Here is a 25,296-nt window from a genome sequence, read left to right as displayed (position 1 = left end):
ACGTTATATTAATTATTTTGCATTACAACTTTGTAACACGAAGCCGTGATGCCGGTTTATAACCACACAACATCGCAAAATAATATGAAAAATAACGTACTGGGCTGGATCTTATGGAACAAAATCACAATCGCCGTTTAAATCGGCAGGACTACAAGACTTTGACGTTGGCAGCCTTGGGCGGCGCGTTAGAGTTCTACGACTTCATCATTTTCGTTTTCTTCGCGGCGGTTGTCAGCGATCTCTTCTTCCCAGTCGATATGCCTGAGTGGCTGCGTCAAGTGCAGACCTTCGGGATTTTTGCCGCCGGTTATCTGGCTCGCCCGCTTGGCGGGATCATCATGGCGCACTTTGGTGACAAAGTCGGGCGCAAAAAAATGTTCTCTCTCAGTATCCTGTTAATGGCGTTGCCAACGTTGGCGATGGGGATGCTGCCGACTTATCAAAGCATTGGGATTGCCGCACCGCTGCTGCTGTTGCTGATGCGCGTGCTTCAGGGCGCTGCAATTGGTGGTGAAGTCCCAGGCGCTTGGGTATTTGTTGCCGAGCATGTGCCGCGTAAACGCGTTGGGTTTGCCTGCGGCACGTTAACCGCCGGATTAACCGCCGGTATTTTGTTGGGATCGCTGGTGGCGACTCTGCTTAATACCGTGATGAGCCAAGACGCTATTCTGGCCGGTGGCTGGCGTATTCCGTTCTTCTTGGGTGGGATCTTTGGCCTGTTCGCGATGTATCTGCGCCGTTGGTTACAAGAAACGCCGATTTTTGTCGAAATGCAGGCGCGCAAGGCGTTAGCCGAAGAGATGCCGTTGAAAACGGTGGTGAAAAATCATCGCACCGAAGTGGCTATTTCCATGCTGCTCACGTGGCTGTTGTCGGCCGGTATTGTGGTGGTGATTCTGATGACGCCAACCTATTTGCAAAAACAATTTGGCATTTCACCGGCGCTGGCGTTGCAGGCTAACTGCTTGGCGACGATAGCATTGACGGTGGGCTGCGTGATTGCAGGACGTTTAATCGATCGCTTTGGCGCCAGCAAAACCTTTATCGTTGGTAGCCTATTTTTAGCCGTGTGTAGCTGGACGTTTTACCACTCGGTAGCCGCTGGCGTCAGCGCTGAGCACTTATTCTTGGGCTATGCGTTAGCCGGATTTAGCGTGGGTATCGTGGGCGCAGTGCCTTATGTCATGGTGAGAGCGTTCCCCGCTGAAGTGCGTTTTAGCGGAATTTCATTCTCCTATAACGTGGCCTACGCCATCTTCGGGGGATTAACGCCGATTTTTGTTACGCTAATCATGAAAGTGACGCCGATGGCTCCGGCATATTACGTGTTGGCGCTGTCACTGGTTGGATTGTTGCTGGGGCTTTATTTGCAGCGTGATTTAAACAGTGAGGCTCATGTCGAAAATAAGCCGTTAATGCCATCTGGGCACCAAGAACACAGCTAAATCATCATCGTAAACGCTCTGCCTCCGTGGCAGGGCGTTTTGGCTTAGGGTGAACATCACGCTTTCAACATTCCTGCTTGCTTAGCCGCCTTACTTTTCCTATGTTATGATTCAAACGAACTTTCTCTTCTCGACCCAGTAGGTTTATCGAAATATCATAGACTTCCTGCGATTGGATTTATTACTGACGGAACCAGCCAGAACGTTAATTTATGAGCACATCAGACGATCGTCCTTTTGAAAAACCTGAAGCTATCGGACATGCAATGCGCCGACGCCCAGTGCCTCGTAAAAAACTGTCGGATGTGGTGGAAGAAGAGTTAGAGCAGATGATCCGTCGGCGGGAATTTGCCGAAGGTGAGCAGTTGCCTTCAGAGCGTGAGCTGATGGCCTTTTTTAATGTGGGTCGACCTTCCGTGCGAGAGGCGCTGGCCGCGCTAAAGCGCAAAGGGCTGGTTCAGATTAATAACGGCGAGCGCGCACGCGTTTGTCGCCCATCCGCAGATACTATCATTTCTGAACTTTCAGGCATGGCCAAAGACTTTCTCACCAAGCCTGGCGGTATCGCTCATTTTGAACAACTGCGTTTATTCTTTGAGTCCAGCCTAGTGCGCTATGCCGCTGAATTTGCCACCGATGAGCAGATTGCGCGCTTGGGCAAGGCGCTGGAAATGAACAGCCAGTCGCTGGACGATAACGATCTGTTTATTCGATCCGATATCGAATTTCATCGCGAGCTTGCGGAGATCCCCGGCAATCCGATCTTCATGGTGATTCACGTAGCGTTGCTAGATTGGTTGATTGCCGCTCGTCCAACGGTGTCGCTGGCTGAACTGCATGCCCACAACAATATTAGCTATCAGCAGCATATCGCAATCTATCAGGCGATCTGCAAGCGAGATCCCGATGCTGCGGATAAGGCTCTCAAATCCCATCTCAATAGCGTTTTTGCTGCCTATTACCCTGCCAAAAAATAACGTTCGCTTTATTCCTCGCCGAGAATGAACTAAACGAGATCTTGTTCATCTTTAATCTTGAAAGAAGATCTTCTTCACACGGCTTTATCTGAGATTGATCACATATCAAAGCGAATATCGCGCTAGTTCGTTTTTTAGTCTGGTATAACAGGTATAAAGGTATATCTTTGTGTGTATCAAATAATCAAGTCAGAGGGTCTTATGTCGAAAAATCTCCATGGGGTGATGCCTGCGTTACTTACGCCGTTTAATCCACAACAGCAGTTGGATATTCCAAGCCTGCGCCGATTGGTGCAGTTCAACATTGCTCAGGGCGTAGATGGACTCTATGTGGGTGGGTCTACCGGTGAGGCATTTATCCAAAACTTGCAGGAGCGCGAGCAGGTATTAGAAGTCGTGGCGCAGGAAGCTAAAGGTAAGCTGACGCTGATTGCCCACGTGGGTGGGATCAGCACGCATGAAAGCCAGATCTTGGCGGGTGCGGCAAAACGCTATGGCTTCGACGCCGTATCTGCCGTGACGCCGTTCTATTATCCGTTCAGCTTTAGCGAACATTGCGATCACTACCGCGCTATCATTGACGCGGCTGAAGGATTGCCGATGGTGGTGTATAACATTCCGGCCTTAAGCGGCGTGAAACTTTCACTCGATCAAATCTCAACCCTGATTACCTTACCTGGCGTTGCAGCGCTGAAACAAACTTCCGGTGATTTATATCAGATGGAACAAGTTCGTCGCGCCCATCCAGATAAAGTCATTTATAACGGCTATGATGAAATTTTCCTGTCAGGGCTGTTGGCCGGTGCGGATGGCGGGATCGGCAGTACCTATAACGTAATGGGCTGGCGCTATAAGGGCATTATGCAAGCTCTCAAAGAAGGCAATATTTCTCAGGCTCAGTCGCTGCAAACCGAGTGTAATAAGGTGATTGATGTGCTGATTAAAGTCGGCGTATTCCGTGGATTGAAAACCATTCTGCATTATATGGATGTTGTAGATACGCCGATTTGTCGCAAACCTTTTGCACCGGTTGAAGAGCAGTATTTACCTGAGCTTCGCCAGTTAGCTGCACAGCTAAGTGCAGAAAGAGCAGCGCAATAACGCTGAACTTATTCTTATGCCTGTTAATTTCAAGATGTGGGCCATAGGCTTCATCTTGAAATTTAAGGTATACCGAAAGACCTCTTACCCTACGATATAGAGCGCGGGCAATTTATAGACCTTAAATAATTAGACCTGCGCCGGGAGTGCTTTATGAATAACACTACCCAAGATCTTCCGTGGTACCGACATATCAGCAAGTCACAATGGAAAGCGTTTTCAGCCGCATGGATTGGCTATTTGCTTGATGGTTTTGATTTTGTATTAATCGCTCTAGTATTAACTGAAATCCAAAGCGAATTTGGATTAACCACCGTAGAAGCTGCAAGTCTTATTTCAGCCGCCTTTATATCCAGATGGTTTGGCGGGTTATTATTAGGTGCCATGGGCGATCGCTATGGACGAAAATTAGCGATGATCACCAGCATCGTTTTATTTTCAGTAGGCACATTAGCCTGTGGCTTTGCTCCGGGTTTCACTACCATGTTTATTGCTCGACTCATGATTGGCATGGGTATGGCGGGTGAATATGGTTCCAGCGCAACCTATGTGATCGAGAGTTGGCCAAAACATTTGCGTAATAAAGCCAGCGGCTTTTTGATTTCAGGGTTTTCCATCGGTGCCGTTATTTCCGCGCAGGTATATAGCGTGGTTGTACCTGAATGGGGTTGGCGTGCGCTGTTCTTTATTGGCATTTTGCCGATTATCTTTGCGCTCTGGCTACGTAAAAATATTCCTGAAGCAGAAGATTGGGAAAAGAAATTTGGTGATAAACAACCGGTAAAAACCATGGTGGATATTTTATACCGTGGCCCGCGTAAAGTTATGAACGTGATGATGACCGTGATTGCATCGTTAGCGCTCTATTTATGCTTTACCGGAGATATTGGCAATCCATTTATTATCACGGTGCTTGGCCTAATTTGCGCGGCTATCTTCATCAGTTTTATGGTGCAAAGCAGCGGCAATCGTTGGCCAACGGGCGTTATGCTGATGGTCGTGGTGTTGTTTGCCTTCCTTTACTCATGGCCGATTCAGGCGCTGTTGCCAACCTACTTAAAAACCGAGCTGTTATACGATCCGTCCACCGTGGCGCATATCCTGTTCTTTAGCGGATTTGGTGCGGCGGTTGGCTGCTGTGTGGGTGGTTTTCTCGGCGATTGGTTGGGGACGCGTAAAGCCTATGTCTACAGTTTGCTGCTTTCCCAGCTATTAATTATCCCGGTATTTGCCATCGGTGGCGGAAGTTTATGGACGCTTGGCATTCTGTTGTTCCTGCAACAAATGTTAGGGCAGGGGATTTCGGGGATTTTGCCTAAGCTGATCGGCGGCTATTTTGATACAGAACAGCGTGCGGCAGGGCTTGGCTTTACCTATAACGTCGGGGCGCTAGGCGGAGCTTTAGCACCGATTCTAGGCGCAACGATTGCTCAGCGTTTGGATCTGGGGACTGCCTTGGCCTCGCTTTCCTTTAGCCTGACCTTTGTCGTTATTCTGCTGATTGGTTTGGATATGCCCTCGCGCGTGCAGCGCTGGTTAAAGCCGGAAGGAATAAGAACGCATGATACGATTGATGGAAAACCTTTTAGTGGTGCAATTGGGCGTCCGGCAAAGAAAGTTTTAGCTGTGCCGGTTCCGCATAAGTAATTTCACATAAATCATGATGATAAAAAAAGCCCCGTATTCATCACGGGGCTTTTTGTTTTCTCACGTTCTTTATATCAAGAAACGTACTGAAGATTACAGCTCAGCTGGATGTGCGTTTGCTTTCGGGCATTTGCACTCGCCGATTGGCAGCACGGTGCGTCCAGCCTGTTCGTTAATCACTTCAGCCATTGCTAAGTAGATCGCGCTCGCGCCACAAACGATGCCTTCAAAGCCAGCAAAATGCAGAACCGCTGCGTTGCCAGTGATGTTGCCGTAGGCCAGCAGGAAGAACAGCACGGTCAGGCTCGCGAATACGAATTGCAGAACGCGGTTAGCGCCTAAAGTACCGAAGAACATGAATAGGGTGAAGATGCCCCACAGCGCCAGGTAGGTACCGAGGAAGCTTGCATCGCTGGCATCGGCCAGACCCATTTTTGGCAAGACAAGAATACCGACCAAAGACAGCCAGAAAGCGCCGTAGGAAGTGAATGCGGTTAAACCGAAAGTATTGCCTTTTTTGTACTCAAGCAGCCCAGCTAAGATCTGAGCAAACCCTCCAAAGAAAATCCCCATAGAGATAATCACGGAAGTTAGAGGGAAAAAGCCTGCGTTGTGCAGGTTCAGCAAGACGGTGGTCATCCCGAAGCCCATCAGGCCTAAAGGACCGGGATTCGCCAACTTGTTGGTGTGCATAGAGCCTCTGTAATAAGAGAAGTTTAATGTAGAAACAAATAATCCAATGCAATTGATGTTGATATTTATATATTCAGCATCAATTAGTTATGCATGGAAATTCATTGGTACGTGCCCGAGAACACAATGCTTTATGGCATTGCGGTTGTTTTCAACGATCGAGCGCGCGGCATAATAATGAGGAGTTAGAACATAAACAATGATCTTGTAGGTTAAAAAATCATATTTTTTTTAATCTCCCCCCTTGTTGTCCGCTTGAGCGACCCCATCTTACTTACAACGCAGTTGGTTACCGAGTAACCCTGTTTTAATTCAAGCTGTATGAGCCTTAGGCACAACTTGAATGATTTAGGGAGTAGGTAGAAAAAAAGGCGGTTGAAAAGCAAAATATCGCCCCCACCTACGGTAGCAACGAGATTAATAACAAAATTCTTAGTGGAGATGTTCGATGGGCAAAATTATTGGTATCGACCTGGGTACAACTAACTCTTGTGTAGCTGTAATGGATGGAACTACCGCACGTGTGCTGGAGAACGCCGAGGGCGACCGCACCACTCCTTCTATTATTGCTTATACTCAGGACGGCGAAATTCTGGTTGGTCAGCCAGCAAAACGTCAGGCTGTGACTAACCCGCAAAACACTCTGTTTGCGATCAAGCGTTTGATTGGTCGTCGTTTCCAAGACGAAGAAGTTCAGCGCGATAAAGGCATCATGCCTTTCGGTATCGTAGGCGCTGACAACGGCGACGCATGGGTCGAAGTTAAAGGTCAGAAAATTGCTCCACCACAGATTTCTGCTGAAGTTCTGAAAAAAATGAAGAAAACAGCAGAAGACTTCTTGGGTGAGCCAGTAACCGAAGCGGTTATTACCGTTCCTGCATACTTCAACGATGCTCAGCGTCAGGCAACGAAAGATGCCGGCCGTATCGCAGGTCTGGAAGTAAAACGTATCATCAACGAACCAACCGCTGCTGCTTTGGCATACGGTTTGGATAAAGAAGTCGGCAACCGCACTATCGCCGTTTACGACTTGGGTGGTGGTACTTTCGATATCTCTATCATTGAGATCGACGAAGTTGACGGTGAAAAAACCTTCGAAGTTCTGGCAACCAACGGTGATACCCATCTGGGTGGTGAAGACTTCGACAGCCGTCTGATCAACTATCTGGTTGACGAATTCAAGAAAGAACAGGGCATGGATCTGCGCAATGATCCGCTGGCGATGCAGCGTCTGAAAGAAGCTGCTGAAAAAGCGAAAATTGAGCTGTCTTCTGCTCAGCAGACCGACGTTAACCTGCCGTACATCACTGCAGATGCGTCTGGTCCAAAACACATGAACATCAAAGTGACCCGTGCAAAACTGGAATCACTGGTTGAAGATCTGGTTAACCGTTCTATGGAACCACTGAAAGTGGCTCTGAAAGACGCTGGCCTGTCTGTTTCTGACGTACAGGACGTTATCCTGGTTGGTGGTCAGACTCGTATGCCTATGGTTCAGAAGAAAGTGGCTGATTTCTTCGGTAAAGAACCACGTAAAGACGTTAACCCAGATGAAGCAGTGGCTATCGGTGCTGCGGTTCAGGGCGGTGTATTGACCGGTGAAGTGAAAGACGTTCTGCTGCTGGACGTTACCCCTCTGTCTCTGGGTATCGAAACCATGGGCGGCGTGATGACTTCTCTGATTGCGAAGAACACCACGATCCCAACTAAGCACAGCCAAGTGTTCTCAACCGCTGAAGACAACCAGTCTGCCGTGACTATTCACGTCATTCAGGGTGAGCGTAAACGTGCTGCGGATAACAAATCTCTGGGTCAGTTCAACCTGGATGGTATCCAGCCTGCACCACGCGGTATGCCGCAGATCGAAGTCACCTTCGACATCGATGCCGACGGTATCCTGCACGTGTCTGCTAAAGACAAAAACAGCGGTAAAGAGCAGAAGATCACCATCAAGGCTTCTTCTGGTCTGAACGAAGAAGAAATCCAGAAAATGGTTCGTGATGCTGAAGCTAACGCTGAAGCTGACCGTAAGTTTGAAGAGCTGGTACAGACTCGTAACCAAGCCGATCAGCTGGTTCACGGTACTCGCAAACAGTTGGAAGAAGCAGGCGATAAACTGCCAGCAGAAGACAAAACTGCGATCGAAGCTGCTTTGGCTGAGCTGGATACTGCAGCGAAAGGCGAAGATAAAGCTGACATCGAAGCGAAAATCCAGACTCTGGTTCAGGCTTCAAGCAAACTGTTAGAAATGGCTCAGCAGCAGGCTCAGGCCGGTGGTGCTCAGCAGGCAGATACCAGCGCTCAGAAAGATGACGACGTGGTTGATGCTGAATTCGAAGAAGTGAAAGATAAAAAATAATCGCCCTTAGCGGGCTAGGTAAAGACGGTAGTGGTTAACCATTAAGCGTCGTTACTATTAACCGGCACGGGCGTCGAGGAAACTCAACGCCCGTGCAGTTATGTTAAGGGCAGGATAGAGAATGGCGAAAAGAGACTATTACGAGGTTTTGGGCGTATCCCGCGATGCGGAAGAGCGCGAAATCAAAAAGGCTTATAAACGCCTAGCGATGAAGTTCCACCCTGACCGCAATCAGGAAAAAGACGCTGAAGAAAAGTTCAAAGAGGTTAAAGAAGCCTACGAGATCTTAACCGATGCGCAGAAACGTGCAGCCTACGATCAATACGGCCATGCAGCCTTTGAACAAGGTGGTATGGGCGGCGGTGGCGGCGGATATGGCGGCGGCGGTGCAGACTTCAGCGACATCTTTGGTGACGTGTTCGGCGACATCTTCGGCGGCGGTCGCCGTCAGCGTGCGACCCGTGGTGCAGATCTCCGTTACAACATGGAGCTGACGCTGGAAGAGGCGGTGCGCGGTGTGACCAAAGAAATTCGCATTCCAACCTTGGTTGAGTGCGAAGTTTGTCACGGCAGCGGCGCGAAAAAAGGCACTGAGCCTGTCACTTGTCCAACCTGTCATGGTGCAGGTCAGGTACAGATGCGTCAGGGCTTCTTTACCGTGCAACAACCGTGTCCACACTGCCATGGACGTGGTCAGATTATCAAAGATCCGTGCAACAAATGTCATGGGCATGGCCGCGTAGAGAAATCTAAAACGCTATCGGTGAAAATTCCTGCGGGCGTTGATACCGGTGACCGTATTCGCTTAAGCGGCGAAGGTGAAGCCGGTGAGCATGGCGCTCCAGCGGGTGATTTGTACGTACAGGTTCAGGTTAAAGCGCACCCAATCTTCGAACGTGAAGATAACAACCTGTTCTGTGAAGTACCGATCAACTTTGCGATGGCTGCACTTGGCGGCGAGATTGAAGTTCCAACGCTGGATGGTCGCGTTAAGCTGAAAATCCCTGCGGAAACCCAGACCGGCAAGATGTTCCGTATGCGAGGCAAAGGCGTTAAATCTGTACGTGGTGGAAGTCAGGGCGACCTGCTATGCCGCGTCGTGGTTGAAACACCGGTTAACTTGAATGAGAAACAGAAGCAGCTGCTGCGCGAGCTGGAAGAGAGCTTTGGCGATTCTTCGAGCGCGAATAACAGCCCACGTTCTAAAAGTTTCCTCGACGGTGTAAAGAAATTCTTCGACGATTTAACCCGTTAAGATTTTCTTTTAAAATAAGCAGTTAATAAAAATCCCCGCCTAATACGTGGGGATTTTTTTACATTATTGTGTGACGAATCTCATAAATAACTCGGTTTTCCCTACGTTAATAGCACTTATAAACTACTTTTGCCGAAATAAAGTAATCCGTAAACTAACTGCATTAATTCGTTCTCTCGCCCATTATTAACGAATGTGTGTAAGGAGTTTCTGAGAGTGACTATGGTAACCCGTGCAATCCGCCAGTTTCTGCGCCTTGAAGCCGCTGGTGGCATTATTCTCATCATGGCCGCAATAGTGGCTTTAGTATTGGCAAACAGCCCACTGCACGATCTCTATCAGCAGTTCTTAAACTCACCGGTTCAGTTCCGTTTTATGGCGCTGGATATCAACAAAACGCTGCTGCTATGGGTGAACGATGGCCTGATGGCGATATTCTTTTTAGTGGTGGGGCTAGAGGTTAAGCGTGAACTGATGTGCGGATCGCTGGCCAGCCGTGAGCAGGCTATTTTCCCCGCTATTGCGGCATTAGGCGGAATGCTGGCTCCCGCGTTGATTTATCTCGCGTTTAACCATGCCGATCCTGTGACGAGCCAAGGCTGGGCAATTCCAGCGGCAACGGACATTGCTTTTGCTTTAGGCGTTATGGCTTTACTTGGGAATCGCGTCCCAACCAGCTTGAAGGTATTTCTGCTGGCGCTGGCCATTATCGATGATTTAGGCGTTATCGTTATTATCGCGCTGTTTTATACCCATGAGGTTTCTCTGCCCGCGTTGGGCGTTGCCGCTGCGTCCATCGCGGTGCTGGGATATCTAAACTGGCGCGGTATTGGCAAAACCTCGGTGTATCTGCTGGTCGGTGCGGTGCTGTGGACTGCGATTCTGAAATCAGGTGTTCATGCCACTTTGGCCGGTGTGATTGTTGGCTTTATGCTGCCGATGAAAGCGAAAAACGGTAAGCGTCCGGCTGAAAAATTAGAACACAGCTTGCATCCGTGGGTAGCGTATTTGATTCTGCCATTGTTCGCTTTTGTGAACGCCGGTGTATCTCTACAGGGCGTTTCGCTCGAGAATCTGACCGGGATTCTGCCTTCCGGAATTATGCTGGGCTTGTTTATCGGCAAGCCGCTTGGGATCTTCCTGTTTAGCTGGGTGGCGGTAAAAATGGGCGTTGCTCGTTTGCCTGAAAGCATTAACTTCCAGCATATTTTTGCCGTTTCCGTGCTGTGTGGTATCGGCTTTACGATGTCTATCTTTATTGCTTCGTTGGCGTTTGCTGGCGGCGCGCCTGAGCTGGCCACCTATTCAAGATTGGGTATTTTGTTGGGGTCGACGGCAGCGGCTTTCGTGGGATATATGCTTTTGAGTCGCGTGCTGCCTCGCCGAGCGGCGGTCGAGAATTCATAAGTATTCTTGGGCGCTCTTGGTGAAAATGGAGCGCCTTTTGTAATCTGGCTCCCGTTGGGGAGGCTTCATCATAGGTGCTCAGCGGTTTTAGTGGCAAGATAAGTCATACGCCGCTGCGCCTTCTTGGTCGCACTGTTTGTGCCGCCTTTTTGATTTAAACACCGCAGCAATGTTCGCATCGTTTTCACTATGCGAAAGGGAATAGGAGAGCACTATCGTGCGTCTGGCACATATCAATTTTAACCACCTGTATTATTTCTGGCAGGTTTGCAAAGAAGGGTCGGTGGTCGGCGCAGCTGAAGCGCTGTTTTTAACGCCGCAGACCATTACCGGGCAGATTAAAGCCTTGGAAGAGCGCTTGGGCGGAAAGCTGTTCAAACGCCAAGGCCGTGGATTAGTGCCTTCTGAGCTAGGACAGTTGGTTTTTCGTTATGCCGACCGCATGTTTATGCTTAGCCAAGAAATGCTCGACATTGTGAACTACCGCAAAGAATCCAACATGCTCTTTGACGTCGGCGTTGCCGATGCGCTGTCTAAACGTTTAGTCAGCCAAGTATTGGAAACCGCGGTTGCCGATCACGAGCAAATTCATTTGCGCTGCTTTGAATCGACTCATGAAATGCTGTTGGAACAGCTGAGCCAGCATAAGCTGGACATGATTTTATCGGATTGCCCGGTGGATTCTAGCCAGCAAGAAGGGCTGTTCTCGGTAAAACTGGGTGAGTGTGGTGTGAGTTTCTATTGTCGCCAGCCGTTGCCTGAGCAGCCTTTTCCTGCCTGCCTTGAGCAACGTAAGCTGTTGATCCCAGGGCGCCGAACCATGTTAGGGCGTAAGTTATTAAACTGGTTCAATAGCCAAGGGCTACAAGTGCAGATCCTCGGTGAGTTTGATGATGCCGCTTTGATGAAGGCGTTTGCTCAATTCCACGACGCTATTTTTGTTGCACCGTCGATCTATGCGCAGGATTTATACGCGAACGACTCCGAAAACATCAAGGAAGTGGGACGAATTGATAACTTACAGGAAGAGTATTACGTGATTTTTGCTGAGCGAATGATTCAGCATCCGGCAGTACAGCGGGTTTGTAACAAAGATTTCTCAGCGTTGTTTAGCCGCTAGGCGCCTTAGTCGAGACGTAAAAAAACCGGCCTAGGCCGGTTTTTTTCAAAGCTTTCAACGTAAAGCAATTACTGCATTGCGTTGATTTGCGCTACCAAGTTTGACTTATGGCGTGCAGCTTTGTTTTTGTGGATCAGGCCTTTACAAGCCTGGCGATCCACGATTGGTTGCATTTCGTTAAATGCGTTTTGTGCAGCGGCTTTATCGCCGGTTGCAATCGCCGCGTATACTTTCTTAAGGAAAGTACGCATCATGGAGCGACGGCTAGCGTTGTGCTTGCGGCGCTTCTCAGATTGTACGGCGCGTTTCTTAGCTGATTTGATATTAGCCAAGGTCCAACTCCCAAAATATTCTATGAGGACAATTCAAAGGCCGAGAAATATGCCTTTTTAGCCCTCTGTTGTCAATGGATTTGTGCAAATAAGCGTCGCTTGTACGAACGACACTTTCGCGTTGTGATGGCGCGGGATTTTACCAGCTTTGTCCCTTGGAATACACCCTTTCGAGAGTTTTTTCCTGTGCGGTTGCTGATTATATCAGCGTTTGCAATAAAAGCGCAGGTTTATACCCCTGCATCTTGAAAGGCGACGAGGTGAGTAACCGATATGATTTTATCGAAAGGTAAATAGAGTGGTAGAAATCATGCGTAATGTATTTAACCGGCGGCTTATCTCCGGTATGGTGGCAGAATCCCTTTAAACTCTCTAATCGCTGGTTAACCTTAGTCTCTGTACAAGGTATAATCCGCCGATTTCCACTGTTTTGAGCCTGATATGGAGCTAATTCGCGGCATTCACAATCTACGGGCGCGCCACCATGGCTGCGTGCTGACGATCGGTAACTTCGATGGTGTGCACCGCGGTCATCAGGCCTTGCTGGCCCGTTTGAAGCAGGAAGGGAAGCGCTTGGGGCTGCCCGTCATGGTCATGATCTTTGAGCCCCAACCGTTAGAGCTGTTCAGCGCAGATAAAGCGCCAGCTCGCCTGACTCGGTTACGCGATAAATGTCACTATCTGGCAGAAGCAGGAGTTGATTATCTCCTGTGCGTACGTTTTAACCGTGATTTTGCGGCGAATTCAGCTCATGACTTTGTGAAAAAGTTACTCGTTGAAAAGCTCGGCGTAAAATATCTAATGGTCGGTGATGATTTTCGTTTTGGCGCAGGGCGTCAGGGCGACTATGAGTTGTTGAAACAGGCCGGAGAACAGTTCGGCTTTACCGTGACAAACTCTGACAGCTTTTGCGAAGGAAACAAGCGCATTAGCAGCACCGCCGTTCGACAGGCATTGCAGGAAGATAAGCTTGAACTCGCGGAAAGCCTTTTAGGCCATCCATACAGCATTTCTGGGCGCGTTGTGCACGGTGATGAAGTTGGGCGAACTATCGGTTTTCCAACCGCCAACCTACCGCTGAAACGGTTGGTTGCACCGGTAAAGGGCGTATACGCCGTTGATGTTTATGGGTTGGGAGCGACACCGTTGCCCGGTGTGGCGAATATTGGTACCCGCCCAACCGTCGCTGGCATACGTCAGCAGCTAGAAGTTCATCTGCTGGATACCACGATGGATCTCTATGGACGCCACATTGATGTGGTGCTCCGCGCAAAACTGCGCAATGAACAGCGTTTTGCTTCGCTTGATGCACTTAAGCAACAAATCGCCAATGATGTGGTGACGGCCCGAGAGTTCTTTGGGCTGGCGACACCGGTTTAATCTATATACATATGCCCAAAGTCATAAAAGCTGCATGAGTAGCTTATTGAGCCAAGGGGATAGCCGAAAACGGAACCGAGAATCGAATGAGTGATTATAAGAATACCCTGAACTTGCCGGAAACAGGGTTCCCGATGCGCGGCGATCTCGCCAAGCGCGAGCCTGGCATGCTGCAACGTTGGTATGAGCAGGATCTGTACGGGATTATCCGTAACGCGAAAAAAGGCAAGAAAACCTTCATTTTGCACGATGGCCCTCCTTATGCGAACGGCAGTATTCATATTGGTCACTCAGTAAACAAGATTCTTAAAGACATTATTATTAAGTCCAAAGGCCTGAGCGGTTTTGACTCACCGTACATTCCTGGCTGGGACTGCCACGGTCTGCCTATTGAACTGAAAGTTGAACAGTTGATTGGTAAACCAGGCGAAAAATTCAGCGCCGCTGAGTTCCGTGCAAAATGCCGCGAGTACGCCGCTGAACAGGTTGAAGGCCAAAAAGCGGATTTCAAACGTCTGGGTGTGCTGGGCGATTGGGATCACCCGTACTTGACGATGGCGTTTGACACCGAAGCTAACATCATCCGTGCACTGGCTAAAATCGTTGATAACGGCCACCTGATGAAAGGTGCGAAGCCGGTTCACTGGTGCCCAGACTGTGGTTCTTCACTGGCTGAAGCTGAGGTTGAGTACTACGACAAAACTTCTCCGTCTATTGACGTGCGCTTTGCCGCGGTCAATAAGAACGAAGTGTTGGCTAAATTTGGTGTTAAAGAAGCCGAAGGCAACGTTTCCGTTGTTATCTGGACCACCACGCCGTGGACAATGCCCGCTAACCGCGCGGTTTCATTGCACCCTGAATTCGAATACCAGCTGGTTCAGGTTGATGGCGAGTGCCTGATTTTGGCAGCCGATCTGGTTGAAAGCGTCATGAAACGCGCCGGTATTGCCTCTTGGACCGTGCTGGGAAGCTGCAAAGGTGCCGATCTAGAACTGATGCGTTTCCAGCATCCATTCATGGGCTTTGATGTGCCTATCGTTCTGGGCGAGCACGTTACGCTCGAAGCCGGTACAGGTGCAGTACATACCGCGCCGGGCCATGGTCCAGATGACTATGTCATTGGTCAAAAATATGGCTTGGAAACCGCTAACCCAGTGGGCCCGAACGGTTGCTATTTGAAAGGCACCTTCCCAGGTCTGGATGGTTTGTTTGTATTCAAAGCCAATGACGTTGTGGTTGAGCTGCTGAAAGAGCATGGCGCTTTGCTGCACGTTGAAAAAATGAATCACAGCTATCCATGCTGCTGGCGTCATAAAACGCCGATCATTTTCCGTGCGACCCCACAGTGGTTCATCAGCATGGATCAGAAAGGACTGCGTAAACAGTCTCTGGCTGAGATCGACGAAATCGAACAGGTTGGCCTGAAAGAAAAAGGCTTGAGCGGTTGGATCCCTGCATGGGGTAAAGCACGTATCGAATCAATGGTGGCAAACCGTCCCGACTGGTGTATCTCTCGTCAGCGTACGTGGGGGGTGCCAATGTCGATGTTTGTGCATAAAGACACTCAGGAACTGCATCCACGCACCATCGAACTGATGGAAGAAGTGGCGAAGCGCGTTGAGAAAGACGGTATTCAAGCTTGGTGGGATCTGGATCCAAAAGATATTTTGGGCGCAGACGCCGACCAGTATGAAAAAGTACCTGACACCTTGGACGTATGGTTTGACTCCGGTTCAACCAGCTTCTCCGTGGTTGATGCGCGCCCTGAATTCCATGGCAACACCGCCGACATGTATTTGGAAGGCTCTGACCAGCACCGTGGTTGGTTCATGTCTTCTCTGATGATTTCTACCGCGATGAAAGGCAAAGCGCCTTACCGTCAGGTACTGACTCACGGCTTCACCGTGGATGGTCAGGGACGCAAAATGTCCAAATCTATCGGTAACACCGTGAGCCCTCAGGATGTGATGAACAAACTGGGTGGCGATATCCTGCGTCTGTGGGTGGCTTCTACCGACTACACCGGTGAAATCGCGGTTTCAGACGAGATTCTGAAGCGTTCCGCCGACTCTTATCGCCGTATCCGTAACACCGCACGTTTCTTACTGGCTAACCTGAACGGTTTCGACCCGAAACAGCACATGGTGAAACCGGAAGATATGGTGGTTCTGGATCGCTGGGCGGTAGAGCGTGCGATGGAAGCACAGAAAGAAATTCTGGTTTCCTATGAAAACTATGATTTCCACGAAGTGGTTCAGCGTCTGATGCAGTTCTGTTCGGTTGAGATGGGTTCCTTCTATCTGGATATCATCAAAGACCGTCAGTACACCACCAAAGCTGACAGCATTGCGCGTCGTAGCTGCCAGACTGCGCTGTTCCACATTGCAGAAGCACTGGTTCGCTGGATGGCACCGATCATGTCCTTCACTGCCGATGAACTGTGGGGCTACTTGCCGGGCGACCGTGCTGACTATGTCTTCACTGAAGAGTGGTATCAAGGTTTGTTCGGCTTAGGTAATGCAGAGTCTATGAACAACGAGTTCTGGGCCGAGCTGCTGAAAGTTCGTGGTGAAGTGAACAAGGTCATCGAGCAGGCACGTAACGACAAGCGTGTAGGCGGCTCTTTGGAAGCTAGCGTGACGCTGTATGCGGATGATGATCTGATCGCCAAACTGAACAGCCTAGAAGATGAACTGCGCTTCGTGCTGATCACCTCTGCGGCTCAGGTTGAACCGCTGGCAAACGCACCGGCAGACGCCGTACAGAGCGACGTGCTGAAAGGCTTGAAAGTTGCGTTGAGCAAGGCTGACGGCCAGAAATGTCCTCGCTGCTGGCACTTCTCTACCGAGATTGGTCAGAATGCTGAGCATCCAGACCTGTGCCCACGTTGCATTACGAACGTTGCCGGTCACGGCGAAAAACGTAAGTTTGCATAATGGCTGACGCGATGAAACGACCAATAATGTCTACAGGACTGCGCTGGCTTTGGCTGGTGCTTGTCGTGTTAGTGATTGATTTAGGCAGCAAGTATTTAATTTTGCAGGACTTCGCCTTAGGCGAAACCAAAGCACTGCTGCCATCGCTTAATCTGCACTATGCACGCAACTACGGCGCCGCTTTCAGCTTCCTAGCTGACAGCGGTGGCTGGCAGCGCTGGTTCTTTGCCGGTATCGCCATCGCTATCTGTGTGGCGTTGTTAGTGATGATGTATCGCTCTCGGGCGACACAAAAACTCAATAACATCGCCTATGCGCTGATCATCGGCGGAGCACTGGGCAATCTGTTCGATCGTCTGTGGCATGGTTTTGTTGTCGATATGATCGACTTCTACGTGGGAGATTGGCATTTTGCCACCTTCAACCTCGCGGACTCGGCGATCTGTATTGGCGCAGCATTCATTGTTTTGGAAGGTTTCCTTCCCGCGAAGAAAAAGGGATAGCAGGTATGACTCAGCAAGTGCAAAGCAACAGCGCAGTGTTAGTGCATTTTACCTTGCAGTTAGAGGATGGCACGCAGGCCGAGTCAACGCGTAGCAGCGGCAAACCAGCGCTGTTCCGTTTGGGTGATGGCAGTTTATCCGATGCGCTGGAAGAGCACTTGCTGGGACATCAAGCGGGCGATAAGTTTCAGTTCACCTTGCAGCCGCAAGACGCGTTTGGTGAAAATAGCCCCGATCTGGTTCAGTTCTTTACCCGTCGTGATTTCGCTGACGTAGGCGTGCCGGAAGCGGGAACCATTATGATGTTCACTGGCCGAGATGGCAGCGAAATGCCGGGTATCGTGCGTGAAGTTGCCTGTGATTCAGTGACCGTTGATTTTAACCATCCGCTTGCGGGACATCCGGTAACCTTTGATGTAGAGGTGCTGGAGATTGACCCGCAGCAGGGAGACGTTGATGCAAATCCTGCTGGCTAATCCGCGCGGCTTCTGCGCGGGTGTCGACCGAGCCATTAGTATCGTAGAACGCGCGCTAGAGATTTACGGCGCGCCGATTTATGTTCGTCATGAAGTGGTGCATAACCGCTATGTTGTCAACAGCCTGCGTGAGCGCGGAGCCGTGTTCATTGAAGAAATCAGTGAAGTGCCCGATAACACGATTCTGATTTTCTCGGCTCATGGTGTTTCTCAAGCCGTTCGTGCTGAGGCTAAAGCCCGTAATCTCACCATGCTGTACGATGCGACCTGTCCACTGGTCACTAAAGTCCATATGGAAGTTGCGCGTGCGAGCCGTAAAGGAACCGAGGCCATTTTAATTGGTCATGCTGGGCATCCGGAAGTTGAAGGCACGATGGGCCAGTACAATAATCCTGAAGGCGGGATGTATCTGGTTGAGTCGCCGGAAGATGTTTGGAAGCTGCAGGTGAAAAATGAAAATAACCTGTGCTTTATGACTCAGACCACGCTTTCCGTTGATGATACGTCAGACATCATTGATGCTCTGCGTGAACGATTCCCTAAGATTGTTGGCCCGCGTAAAGACGATATCTGTTATGCCACAACTAATCGTCAGGAAGCGGTGCGCAATCTTGCTAGTGAGGCTGAAGTGGTGCTGGTGGTGGGATCGAAAAACTCCTCCAACTCTAACCGCTTGGCAGAACTGGCACAGCGTGCAGGGATCCCCGCATTTTTGATTGATTCAGCGGAAGATATTCGCGAAGAGTGGCTGAAAGATGTGAAGCGTATCGGCGTCACCGCAGGTGCTTCAGCCCCTGATATCTTGGTTCAAGACGTGATTAAGCGCCTTCAAGCGTTAGGCGGCGAAGATGCCGTTGAGATGCAAGGGCGTGAAGAAAATATCGTTTTTGAAGTGCCTAAAGAATTGCGTGTGGATGTGAAGCAAATCGACTGATTGCTTGGCTATATCAAACGTTGATGAGATGGGATACCGGAAGGTATCCCATTTTTTTATATCTGACAGGTATCCGCGATCGGGTGTTAGTTATCGCAGCATGCCTTAACCGCACGGATCACCATTTGATAGCCCGTGCAGCGGCAGAGGTTTCCAGCTAATCCACGGCGAATTTCTTCATGAGTTAACGGGCGGGACGGATGCTTGGCGAGCAGCGCCGTGGTTGCCATTACCAGACCCGGCGTGCAGAAACCACACTGTACCGCTCCGGCATCCACGTAGGCCTGCTGTACCTGAGAGATCCGGCCATTTTTTACCTCACCTTCAGCGGTACGAATGCGTTTTCCATCGGCCCATACGGCGAGATATAAACAGCTATCGGTGGCGACGCCGTCGATAAGCACGGTGCAGGCGCCACATTCTCCTACGCCACAGCCCTGCTTCACGCTCGTTAGCCCTTCATCTCTGAGAAGCTCCATCAACGACAGCGCGGGAGAAATCGTAAAGGGGTAACGCTTCCCGTTTATTTCACATTCAATATCAACCCAATGCTTACGGTTCATGCGATTTTTCCTCCAGCGCGTTCAACGGCGAGTGAAATAGCGCGTTGAGCCAAGGTGCGAATGAGATGCAGGCGAAATGATTTCTCTGCGCGCCATGATGAGCGCGGGGAAACATCCTGAGCCACGGCTTCGCTGATAGCCGCCAACGTTTGTTGGTTCAGCGGTTGACCCATTGCGCTTTGTTCGGCGTGCGGGCAGCGAATTGGCGTTGGTGCAGCAACGCCATAGGTGAGACGGAGATCGGTGAAGCGCCCTTGAGCGATGCGACATGCCGCCGAACAGCCAATTGTGGCGATATCCATTGCGCCACGCATGGCGTATTTAATGTAGCTGCTGCCAATATGTTGGTAATACTCGGGAGCAAAATGGAAGGCCACCACGATTTCCCCTTGCTGGAGTGCAACTTTTCCGGGACCCGTGTGAAAACCCTCAATAGAGCGCCGATAACAACCGTGGGCAGTCGCAATTTCTAGCTCTGCTTTCAGGGCTAACGTAGGTGACGCTGAGTCTGCGCTTGTTGCGCCGTTGCAAATATTGCCGCCATAGGTGGCAACGTTACGTACCTGAGGGCCTGCGATCGTCGCAGCGGCTTCGGCGAGCAAAGGCAGATGCTGCTGAATCAGCGGATGTTCAATGAGCTCAGTAAACGTGGTGGCTGAGCCGATGCGTAAATGATGATGGCGATCGATGGCGATCCCTTTTAACTCGGGTAAATCATGAACATCAACGATGTGGCGATAGTTAGGATTCAGGTGATGGAGCTGGATCAGCACATCGGTGCCACCGGCCAAAAGCCGCGCTTGGGGATATTCGCTGAGTAGCTCACAGGCATGCTGTACGCTGCGAGCACGGTAGTAGTTTTCGATATCGTACATGATTACTCCCTGATGAGTCCGGCCTGAACGAATTCAGCAAACAGCGTTTTAGGCGTGATGGGCAGTGTGTTAATGGGGATGCCGGTTGCCATACGAATCGCGTTTCTAATCGCGGGAGCGGGCGAGATAATTGGCGGTTCGCCGAGCGCTTTGTGTCCGTAGGCAGACTGGGGTTCATAGGTTTCAACAAATGCGCACTCCAGATCGGGCAGATCCATAATGGTGGGGAATTTATAATCCAGCAGGTTTGGATTTCGAACTACGCCGGTTTTTTCATCAATGATCATCTCTTCAAATAAAGCCCAGCCGATCCCCATGCCCATTCCGCCATGCACTTGGCCTTCGGCGAGCTGTGGGTTAAGAATTCGGCCTGAATCATGCAGGTTGATAATCTTATTGATGGTGACTTTGCATAGAGGAATATCGACGCTGAGATCGACAAACGTGCAGCCAAAAGCCGGTGGGTTAGTGGTGGTTTTATGGGATATTTCAGCCAGCAGCTGGGCACCGATTTCCTGATGGTAGTAAGCATGCATCGAAACCTCCGCCACGCTCATGAGTACCATTTCAGGTTGAGCCGCCATCACCACATTTCCGTTGAGTAACGTGAGTCCCCACTGTGGCTGGTGGCTAATTAATTCAGCATGAGCCAGTATTTTACTGCGCAATTCGCTTGCCGCTTGCATTACCGCCGGTGCGGCAACATAGCTCTGTCGAGACGCAAATGCGCCGGGGTCGTAGGCAGTGATATCGGTGTCTTGGGTGGATATCACGCGTATATGTCCAAAGGGAATGCCAAGCGTTTCGGCGGCCATCTGGGCGAAAACGGTATCTGAACCTTGGCCGATCTCTGTGGCACCAATTTGCAGATTTACCGTGCCGTCTTGGTTGAGCAACATGCGGGCTCCCGCAATTTCAACGCCAACGGGGTAAGTATTAGAACCGTAGCTAAAACATGCGACGCCGACGCCACGGCGCAGATCGCCTGTTTGATTTTGACAGGCGGCCTTACGGGCGTTCCATTCGAACAGATCGCGTCCTTTCTCAAGGCATTCAACGAGTCCCGCGCTATAAATCTTTTTGTGGTTAACCGGATTGATATCACCACTGCGTGCCGCATTCAGCAAACGCACATCGACGGCGTCGAGAGACAGTTTTTCTGCCGCGTCATCTAATAAACATTCAAGTGCAAAAGCCACCTGCGGTGCGCCATAGCCGCGCATGGCGCCTGCGGCGGGGTAGTTCGAATAATGCGTGAGAGCAGAATAGCCGAAGGCGCTACGGGGATAGAGATAGCTGATTTTGTTGGCACCGGCGGAAGCGATGGAATGCCCGTGCGAAGCATAAGCGCCGGTGTTCGACAGCACGTCCAACTGATAGCCCGTTAAAATACCGTCGTGATTAAGCCCCAGTTCAGCGTCGATACTGAAGGCATGGCGCGTGCGGGAAGCGAAAAAGCACTCTTCACGGCTGAGTTCGACCTTCACCGGAATACCGCCCATCTTTTGGGTGAGAAATGCGGCCATCGGCTCTTCGAGTACGTCCTGTTTATTGCCGAATCCACCACCAATATAAGGCTTGATCACGCGTATGTTTGACCATGGCATACCCAGCGCCTGAGCGACGGTACGGCGCACGATCTGCGGGATCTGGGTGCTGGAGACAATCACAATATGATCTGGCTGTTCCATATAGGCAAAACAGGTCACGCCTTCCATATGGCAGTGCTGGATCACCGGCGTTTGAAAATGCGCAGAGAGTTGAAAATCAGCCGATGAGATTGCTTCTTTAGGCTGATTCGCGCTGATATTACTTTTTTTCAGCGTATTGCCTTCTGGATGAATCAGCGGTGCGTCTGGTGCTAAAGCGCCCTGTGCGGTGGTTATCACCGGCAGCTCTTGGTATGCCACTTCAACCAGCGCGGCGGCACGTTCTGCGGTTAGCGCATCACGCGCAACCACAATCGCAACACCGTCGCCATAATGCCGCACATGTTGGGTGAGTAGCTGGCGATCGGCAACGTCTCGTTTAGCGGGTTCCAGTGACCAAGCATGTCCCGCGGTGGGGAATCGTAATTCAGGCACATCTTGATAAGTAAATACGGCTTCAACGCCGGGCAAAGCCAGTGCCGCATAAGTATCAATGGCCGTGACATAAGCATGGGCGAGAGGACTACGTACATATTTAGCGTAACGCATGCCATGCATTTGATGATCGTCGGTATAGCGAGCGTGGCCGGTAACCTTAGCTTCAGCGTCCACCCGCTTGAGTGGGGATCCTAACGACATAGCTTTCTCCTTAGAGGAGCGTGGGATTTTTAATTTGAATGAAATGAATAATCGAAATTTATAAATCAGCGATAAAGCAGCAAGATGTACGCCATAGGGCGTAGAGCCGTAAGGTGATTGGTGGAAACGTGAGGGGGATCGAGCGTTTTTTCTTAGACGAATTACAGAATGTGATGGCTGAAGGTCGGATGACGGTGATGGAGAGTGGAAAACTATCAAAATGGGAATGTTAGTATCAAATTGAGAGCGAAGTTATCGTAATGAAATGCTTAGTATCGCTATGCTAACTGATTGGTTTTGCATGATTATGCGGGTGCTGTATTTTTGTTCTGAATACGGGGCAACACGTTTTGTCAGCGCGTAAAACTGATGATGAACCGCGCTAATCGCAAATTTCTAATTACCGTATATTTACTCTGGCAGTGAGAGGGAAGAGTCGTTAACCTGAAACTAACATTGAAAGCCTTTGGCTATCTTGCTGAGTGAAATTAGCTGAGTGAAATTAAATAATTAAGAGAGGGAAGATGTCTAATTCTCATATCCGTATTGCTATCGCCGGTGCCGGTGGCCGCATGGGAAGACAATTAATTGCTGCGGTGGCAAACGTTGAAGGCGTGGTGCTCGGTGCCGCTTTTGAGCGTGAAGGCTCTTCATTGCTAGGCGTAGATGCTGGTGAATTAGCGGGTATTGGCCAAACAGGCATAAAAGTCAGCGCAAGCCTACAGGATGCCGCCGATAACTTTGATGTCTTGGTCGACTTTACGCGCCCAGAAGGCACGCTAGCGCATTTAGCGTTCTGTGTATCCCAACGCAAAAATATGGTGATTGGTACCACCGGCTTTGATGATACGGGCAAAGCCACCATTAGCAAAGCGGCTGAATCTATTGGTATTGTGTTCGCTGCTAACTTTAGCGTTGGGGTTAACGTGATGCTTAAGCTGCTAGAGAAAGCGGCAAAAGTGATGGGGGATTATACGGATATCGAAATTATTGAAGCCCATCATCGCCATAAAGTTGATGCACCGTCAGGCACGGCTTTAGCCATGGGAGAAACCATTGCTCAAGCGTTAGGGCGCGATCTAAAAGAGTGTGCGGTATATGCCCGTGAGGGATACACCGGAGAGCGCGATCCTAAGAGTATCGGCTTTGCTACTATTCGCGCAGGCGATATTGTCGGTGAGCACACGGCGATGTTTGCTGATGTGGGAGAACGAATCGAGATTACTCACAAGGCATCAAGCCGTATGACGTTTGCCAGCGGCGCTGTACGTGCTGCTGCATGGGTAGGCAATCAGCCTATTGGTCTTTACGATATGCGTGATGTTCTTTCTCTCAATGAACTCTAGATAAAATCAGTAAAAATCTTCTTTTAATGTTTTTTTTAATATTAAAAATTAAATGGATAACAATGTGTTATCCATTTTTTTTATTTTAAAGTAAGGTTGGAATGATTTTTATTGTGAATGACTTATTAGTTTCTTTATTTTACTTTTTATTAACCTAGTGAGAAACTGTGATTGACCTTTGCAGAGGAAAATTGCATCATAAACGTATTGCCGCTAATTCACGACACTGGCAACCGTTTTCTATTTCTAGTTAATGCCTGTTTTTAACCTCTTCGTTGTAAAATCTCTTCTTAAGCCTTAAAAAATACAAAAAAATCATCTTTTCAGGTAGACAAGCATTCATCACGTCTTTAGAATGCGCGCAATTTGCCGGAAATTAGTCAAGAAGGCAGTTTTTTGCATTGATTTAGATCGAATGATCTGCATTAATATGCAAATAATGTGACTGAATATTCTTTGGAGGGTGTTTTGATTAAGTCAGCTATATTGGTTCTGGAAGACGGAACCCAGTTTCACGGTCGGTCGATTGGTGCAGATGGATCGGCGGTGGGCGAGGTGGTCTTCAATACGTCAATGACCGGTTATCAAGAAATCCTCACTGATCCTTCCTATTCCCGCCAGCTAGTCACTCTTACTTATCCCCATATCGGCAATGTCGGCACTAACGCCTCTGATGAAGAATCCTCCGCTGTTCATGCTCAAGGCCTGATAATTCGCGATTTGCCTCTGATTGCTAGCAACTACCGCAGCACCGAATGCCTCTCTGATTACCTCAAACGTCACAATGTTGTGGCTATCGCCGATATCGATACCCGCAAACTGACGCGTTTACTGCGTGAGAAAGGGGCTCAGAATGGCTGCATCATCACCGGTAGCATTGACGGTGCTCAGCCAGATGTTCAATTGGCGCTGGAGAAAGCGAAAGCATTCCCAGGCTTAAAAGGCATGGATCTGGCAAAAGAAGTCACTACCCGAGAATCTTATTCTTGGACGCAAGGTAGTTGGACGCTGATGGGCGAATTGCCTGCGGCGAAAGAAGAGTCAGAGCTGCCATTCCACGTTGTTGCCTATGACTATGGCGTGAAACGTAACATCCTACGCATGCTGGTTGATAGAGGCTGCCGCCTAACGGTGGTTCCAGCGCAAACGCCAGCGGAAGATGTGTTGAAGCTCAATCCCGATGGCATTTTCCTATCCAATGGTCCTGGTGACCCAGAACCGTGTGATTACGCAATTCGCGCCATTAAAACCTTCTTAGATACAGAAATTCCAGTATTTGGTATTTGCTTGGGCCACCAACTTCTGGCGCTAGCAAGCGGAGCCAAAACTATCAAGATGAAGCTGGGCCATCACGGCGGCAACCATCCGGTGAAAGACCTCGATAAAGACGTTGTGATGATTACCGCTCAAAACCACGGTTTTGCCGTTGATGGCGACAATCTGCCAGATACACTGCGTGTGACGCACAAGTCCCTGTTTGACCACACGGTTCAGGGGATTCATCGCACGGATAAAGCGGCGTTTAGTTTCCAAGGCCACCCAGAGGCAAGCCCTGGGCCGCACGATGCTGCGCCGCTGTTTGACCACTTTATCGATTTGATTCAGACCTACCGCACCACTATGACAAGAACAGCCAAATAATCAGGAGCAATAAAT

20 protein-coding genes are annotated in these 25,296 nt (G+C 49.7%); 15 read left to right on the top strand and 5 right to left on the bottom strand.

From position 1 onward, the window contains the following. Positions 1–113: 113 nt before the first annotated feature. From U0008_RS17870 to U0008_RS17855, 4 genes are all read left to right on the top strand, one after another. A complete protein-coding gene (locus tag U0008_RS17870; RefSeq protein ID WP_025801408.1) occupies positions 114–1,448 on the top strand; it encodes an MFS transporter in 1,335 nt (444 codons plus the stop codon). A 212-nt stretch (positions 1,449–1,660) separates the two neighbouring features. Then, the gene (locus tag U0008_RS17865) at positions 1,661–2,425 is read left to right on the top strand and encodes a transcriptional regulator NanR (RefSeq protein WP_043495442.1); all 765 of its coding nucleotides are present in this window, start codon (positions 1,661–1,663) and stop codon (positions 2,423–2,425) included. A gap of 201 nt (positions 2,426–2,626) precedes the next feature. Continuing rightward, positions 2,627–3,526: an N-acetylneuraminate lyase gene (nanA, locus tag U0008_RS17860; protein WP_043495440.1), complete on the top strand. Its 900-nt coding sequence runs from the start codon at positions 2,627–2,629 to the stop codon at positions 3,524–3,526. Positions 3,527–3,679: 153 nt separating this feature from the next. Beyond that, positions 3,680–5,173, top strand: coding sequence for an MFS transporter (locus tag U0008_RS17855; protein WP_043495437.1), 1,494 nt, complete (start codon positions 3,680–3,682; stop codon positions 5,171–5,173). Positions 5,174–5,266: 93 nt separating this feature from the next. Here U0008_RS17855 and satP read toward each other — a convergent pair whose 3' ends face one another. Beyond that, positions 5,267–5,866, bottom strand: a complete 600-nt coding sequence (satP, locus tag U0008_RS17850; RefSeq protein WP_025801412.1) for an acetate uptake transporter — start codon at positions 5,864–5,866, stop codon at positions 5,267–5,269. A 448-nt stretch (positions 5,867–6,314) separates the two neighbouring features. Between satP and dnaK the strand changes: the two genes are divergently transcribed. The 4 genes from dnaK (at position 6,315) to nhaR (ending at position 12,007) form a co-directional block, all read left to right on the top strand. After that, on the top strand, positions 6,315–8,225 hold the full coding sequence (gene dnaK / locus U0008_RS17845; RefSeq protein WP_025801413.1) for a molecular chaperone DnaK: 1,911 nt from the start codon (positions 6,315–6,317) through the stop codon (positions 8,223–8,225). A 121-nt stretch (positions 8,226–8,346) separates the two neighbouring features. Next, positions 8,347–9,480 carry a molecular chaperone DnaJ gene (gene dnaJ, locus U0008_RS17840; RefSeq protein WP_025801414.1) on the top strand — a complete coding sequence of 378 codons (1,134 nt, stop codon included), beginning with the start codon at positions 8,347–8,349 and terminating at the stop codon, positions 9,478–9,480. Between the two features lie 222 nt (positions 9,481–9,702). Continuing rightward, positions 9,703–10,887 carry a Na+/H+ antiporter NhaA gene (gene nhaA, locus U0008_RS17835; RefSeq protein WP_043495435.1) on the top strand — a complete coding sequence of 395 codons (1,185 nt, stop codon included), beginning with the start codon at positions 9,703–9,705 and terminating at the stop codon, positions 10,885–10,887. 217 nt (positions 10,888–11,104) lie between these two features. Then, positions 11,105–12,007 (top strand): transcriptional activator NhaR, encoded by a 903-nt coding sequence (gene nhaR / locus U0008_RS17830; RefSeq protein ID WP_025801416.1) that lies wholly within the window; start codon positions 11,105–11,107, stop codon positions 12,005–12,007. A 68-nt stretch (positions 12,008–12,075) separates the two neighbouring features. Here the strand turns inward: nhaR and rpsT are convergent, their stop codons facing one another. Beyond that, on the bottom strand, positions 12,076–12,339 hold the full coding sequence (gene rpsT, locus U0008_RS17825; protein ID WP_008814663.1) for a 30S ribosomal protein S20: 264 nt from the start codon (positions 12,337–12,339) through the stop codon (positions 12,076–12,078). A gap of 441 nt (positions 12,340–12,780) precedes the next feature. Here rpsT and ribF point away from each other — a divergent pair, with 441 nt between their 5' ends. The 5 genes from ribF to ispH all read left to right on the top strand — a co-directional run bounded on the left by ribF (position 12,781) and on the right by ispH (position 18,568). Continuing rightward, positions 12,781–13,719, top strand: coding sequence for a bifunctional riboflavin kinase/FAD synthetase (gene ribF, locus U0008_RS17820; RefSeq protein ID WP_025801417.1), 939 nt, complete (start codon positions 12,781–12,783; stop codon positions 13,717–13,719). 86 nt (positions 13,720–13,805) lie between these two features. Further along, complete coding sequence (gene ileS / locus U0008_RS17815) at positions 13,806–16,655, top strand: isoleucine--tRNA ligase (protein WP_043495434.1); 2,850 nt, start codon at positions 13,806–13,808, stop codon at positions 16,653–16,655. 11 nt (positions 16,656–16,666) lie between these two features. Beyond that, complete coding sequence (gene lspA, locus U0008_RS17810) at positions 16,667–17,158, top strand: signal peptidase II (protein ID WP_025801419.1); 492 nt, start codon at positions 16,667–16,669, stop codon at positions 17,156–17,158. A gap of 5 nt (positions 17,159–17,163) precedes the next feature. Then, the gene (fkpB, locus tag U0008_RS17805; protein WP_038502460.1) at positions 17,164–17,634 is read left to right on the top strand and encodes an FKBP-type peptidyl-prolyl cis-trans isomerase; all 471 of its coding nucleotides are present in this window, start codon (positions 17,164–17,166) and stop codon (positions 17,632–17,634) included. After that, positions 17,615–18,568, top strand: a complete 954-nt coding sequence (gene ispH / locus U0008_RS17800) for a 4-hydroxy-3-methylbut-2-enyl diphosphate reductase (RefSeq protein ID WP_043495432.1) — start codon at positions 17,615–17,617, stop codon at positions 18,566–18,568. Before fkpB ends, ispH begins: the two co-directional genes overlap by 20 nt. Positions 18,569–18,654: 86 nt before the next feature. Here the strand turns inward: ispH and xdhC are convergent, their stop codons facing one another. The 3 genes from xdhC to xdhA are packed head-to-tail and all read right to left on the bottom strand — an operon-like array spanning position 18,655 to position 22,294. Then, positions 18,655–19,131, bottom strand: a complete 477-nt coding sequence (xdhC, locus tag U0008_RS17795; protein WP_025801422.1) for a xanthine dehydrogenase iron sulfur-binding subunit XdhC — start codon at positions 19,129–19,131, stop codon at positions 18,655–18,657. Beyond that, positions 19,128–20,006, bottom strand: coding sequence for a xanthine dehydrogenase FAD-binding subunit XdhB (gene xdhB / locus U0008_RS17790; RefSeq protein ID WP_043495430.1), 879 nt, complete (start codon positions 20,004–20,006; stop codon positions 19,128–19,130). Before xdhB ends, xdhC begins: the two co-directional genes overlap by 4 nt. A gap of 2 nt (positions 20,007–20,008) precedes the next feature. Beyond that, on the bottom strand, positions 20,009–22,294 hold the full coding sequence (gene xdhA, locus U0008_RS17785; protein WP_043495428.1) for a xanthine dehydrogenase molybdenum-binding subunit XdhA: 2,286 nt from the start codon (positions 22,292–22,294) through the stop codon (positions 20,009–20,011). A 524-nt stretch (positions 22,295–22,818) separates the two neighbouring features. Between xdhA and dapB the strand changes: the two genes are divergently transcribed. Together dapB and carA are read left to right on the top strand one after the other, a co-directional pair. Then, positions 22,819–23,640 carry a 4-hydroxy-tetrahydrodipicolinate reductase gene (gene dapB, locus U0008_RS17780; protein WP_043495427.1) on the top strand — a complete coding sequence of 274 codons (822 nt, stop codon included), beginning with the start codon at positions 22,819–22,821 and terminating at the stop codon, positions 23,638–23,640. A 468-nt stretch (positions 23,641–24,108) separates the two neighbouring features. Further along, positions 24,109–25,281, top strand: coding sequence for a glutamine-hydrolyzing carbamoyl-phosphate synthase small subunit (carA, locus tag U0008_RS17775; RefSeq protein ID WP_043495423.1), 1,173 nt, complete (start codon positions 24,109–24,111; stop codon positions 25,279–25,281). Positions 25,282–25,296: the final 15 nt, after the last annotated feature.

This window comes from Hafnia alvei (assembly GCF_034424155.1).
Taxonomy (GTDB): Bacteria; Pseudomonadota; Gammaproteobacteria; order Enterobacterales; family Enterobacteriaceae; genus Hafnia; species Hafnia alvei.
The sequence above is the reverse complement of the archived record's forward strand: the minus strand, read 5'-3'. Positions and strand labels throughout refer to the sequence as shown.

Bases quoted from the DNA above. Each gene is read 5' to 3' on its own strand.
- lspA (WP_025801419.1), top strand. From the start codon at position 16,667: ATGAAACGACCAATAATGTCTACAGGACTGCGCTGGCTTTGGCTGGTG.
- U0008_RS17865 (WP_043495442.1), top strand. From the start codon at position 1,661: ATGAGCACATCAGACGATCGTCCTTTTGAAAAACCTGAAGCTATCGGA.
- xdhA (WP_043495428.1), bottom strand. From the start codon at position 22,294: ATGTCGTTAGGATCCCCACTCAAGCGGGTGGACGCTGAAGCTAAGGTT.
- fkpB (WP_038502460.1), top strand. From the start codon at position 17,164: ATGACTCAGCAAGTGCAAAGCAACAGCGCAGTGTTAGTGCATTTTACC.
- nanA (WP_043495440.1), top strand. From the start codon at position 2,627: ATGTCGAAAAATCTCCATGGGGTGATGCCTGCGTTACTTACGCCGTTT.
- ispH (WP_043495432.1), top strand. From the start codon at position 17,615: ATGCAAATCCTGCTGGCTAATCCGCGCGGCTTCTGCGCGGGTGTCGAC.
- xdhC (WP_025801422.1), bottom strand. From the start codon at position 19,131: ATGAACCGTAAGCATTGGGTTGATATTGAATGTGAAATAAACGGGAAG.
- satP (WP_025801412.1), bottom strand. From the start codon at position 5,866: ATGCACACCAACAAGTTGGCGAATCCCGGTCCTTTAGGCCTGATGGGC.
- ileS (WP_043495434.1), top strand. From the start codon at position 13,806: ATGAGTGATTATAAGAATACCCTGAACTTGCCGGAAACAGGGTTCCCG.
- ribF (WP_025801417.1), top strand. From the start codon at position 12,781: ATGGAGCTAATTCGCGGCATTCACAATCTACGGGCGCGCCACCATGGC.
- dapB (WP_043495427.1), top strand. From the start codon at position 22,819: ATGTCTAATTCTCATATCCGTATTGCTATCGCCGGTGCCGGTGGCCGC.
- xdhB (WP_043495430.1), bottom strand. From the start codon at position 20,006: ATGTACGATATCGAAAACTACTACCGTGCTCGCAGCGTACAGCATGCC.
- U0008_RS17870 (WP_025801408.1), top strand. From the start codon at position 114: ATGGAACAAAATCACAATCGCCGTTTAAATCGGCAGGACTACAAGACT.
- dnaJ (WP_025801414.1), top strand. From the start codon at position 8,347: ATGGCGAAAAGAGACTATTACGAGGTTTTGGGCGTATCCCGCGATGCG.
- U0008_RS17855 (WP_043495437.1), top strand. From the start codon at position 3,680: ATGAATAACACTACCCAAGATCTTCCGTGGTACCGACATATCAGCAAG.
- nhaA (WP_043495435.1), top strand. From the start codon at position 9,703: ATGGTAACCCGTGCAATCCGCCAGTTTCTGCGCCTTGAAGCCGCTGGT.
- dnaK (WP_025801413.1), top strand. From the start codon at position 6,315: ATGGGCAAAATTATTGGTATCGACCTGGGTACAACTAACTCTTGTGTA.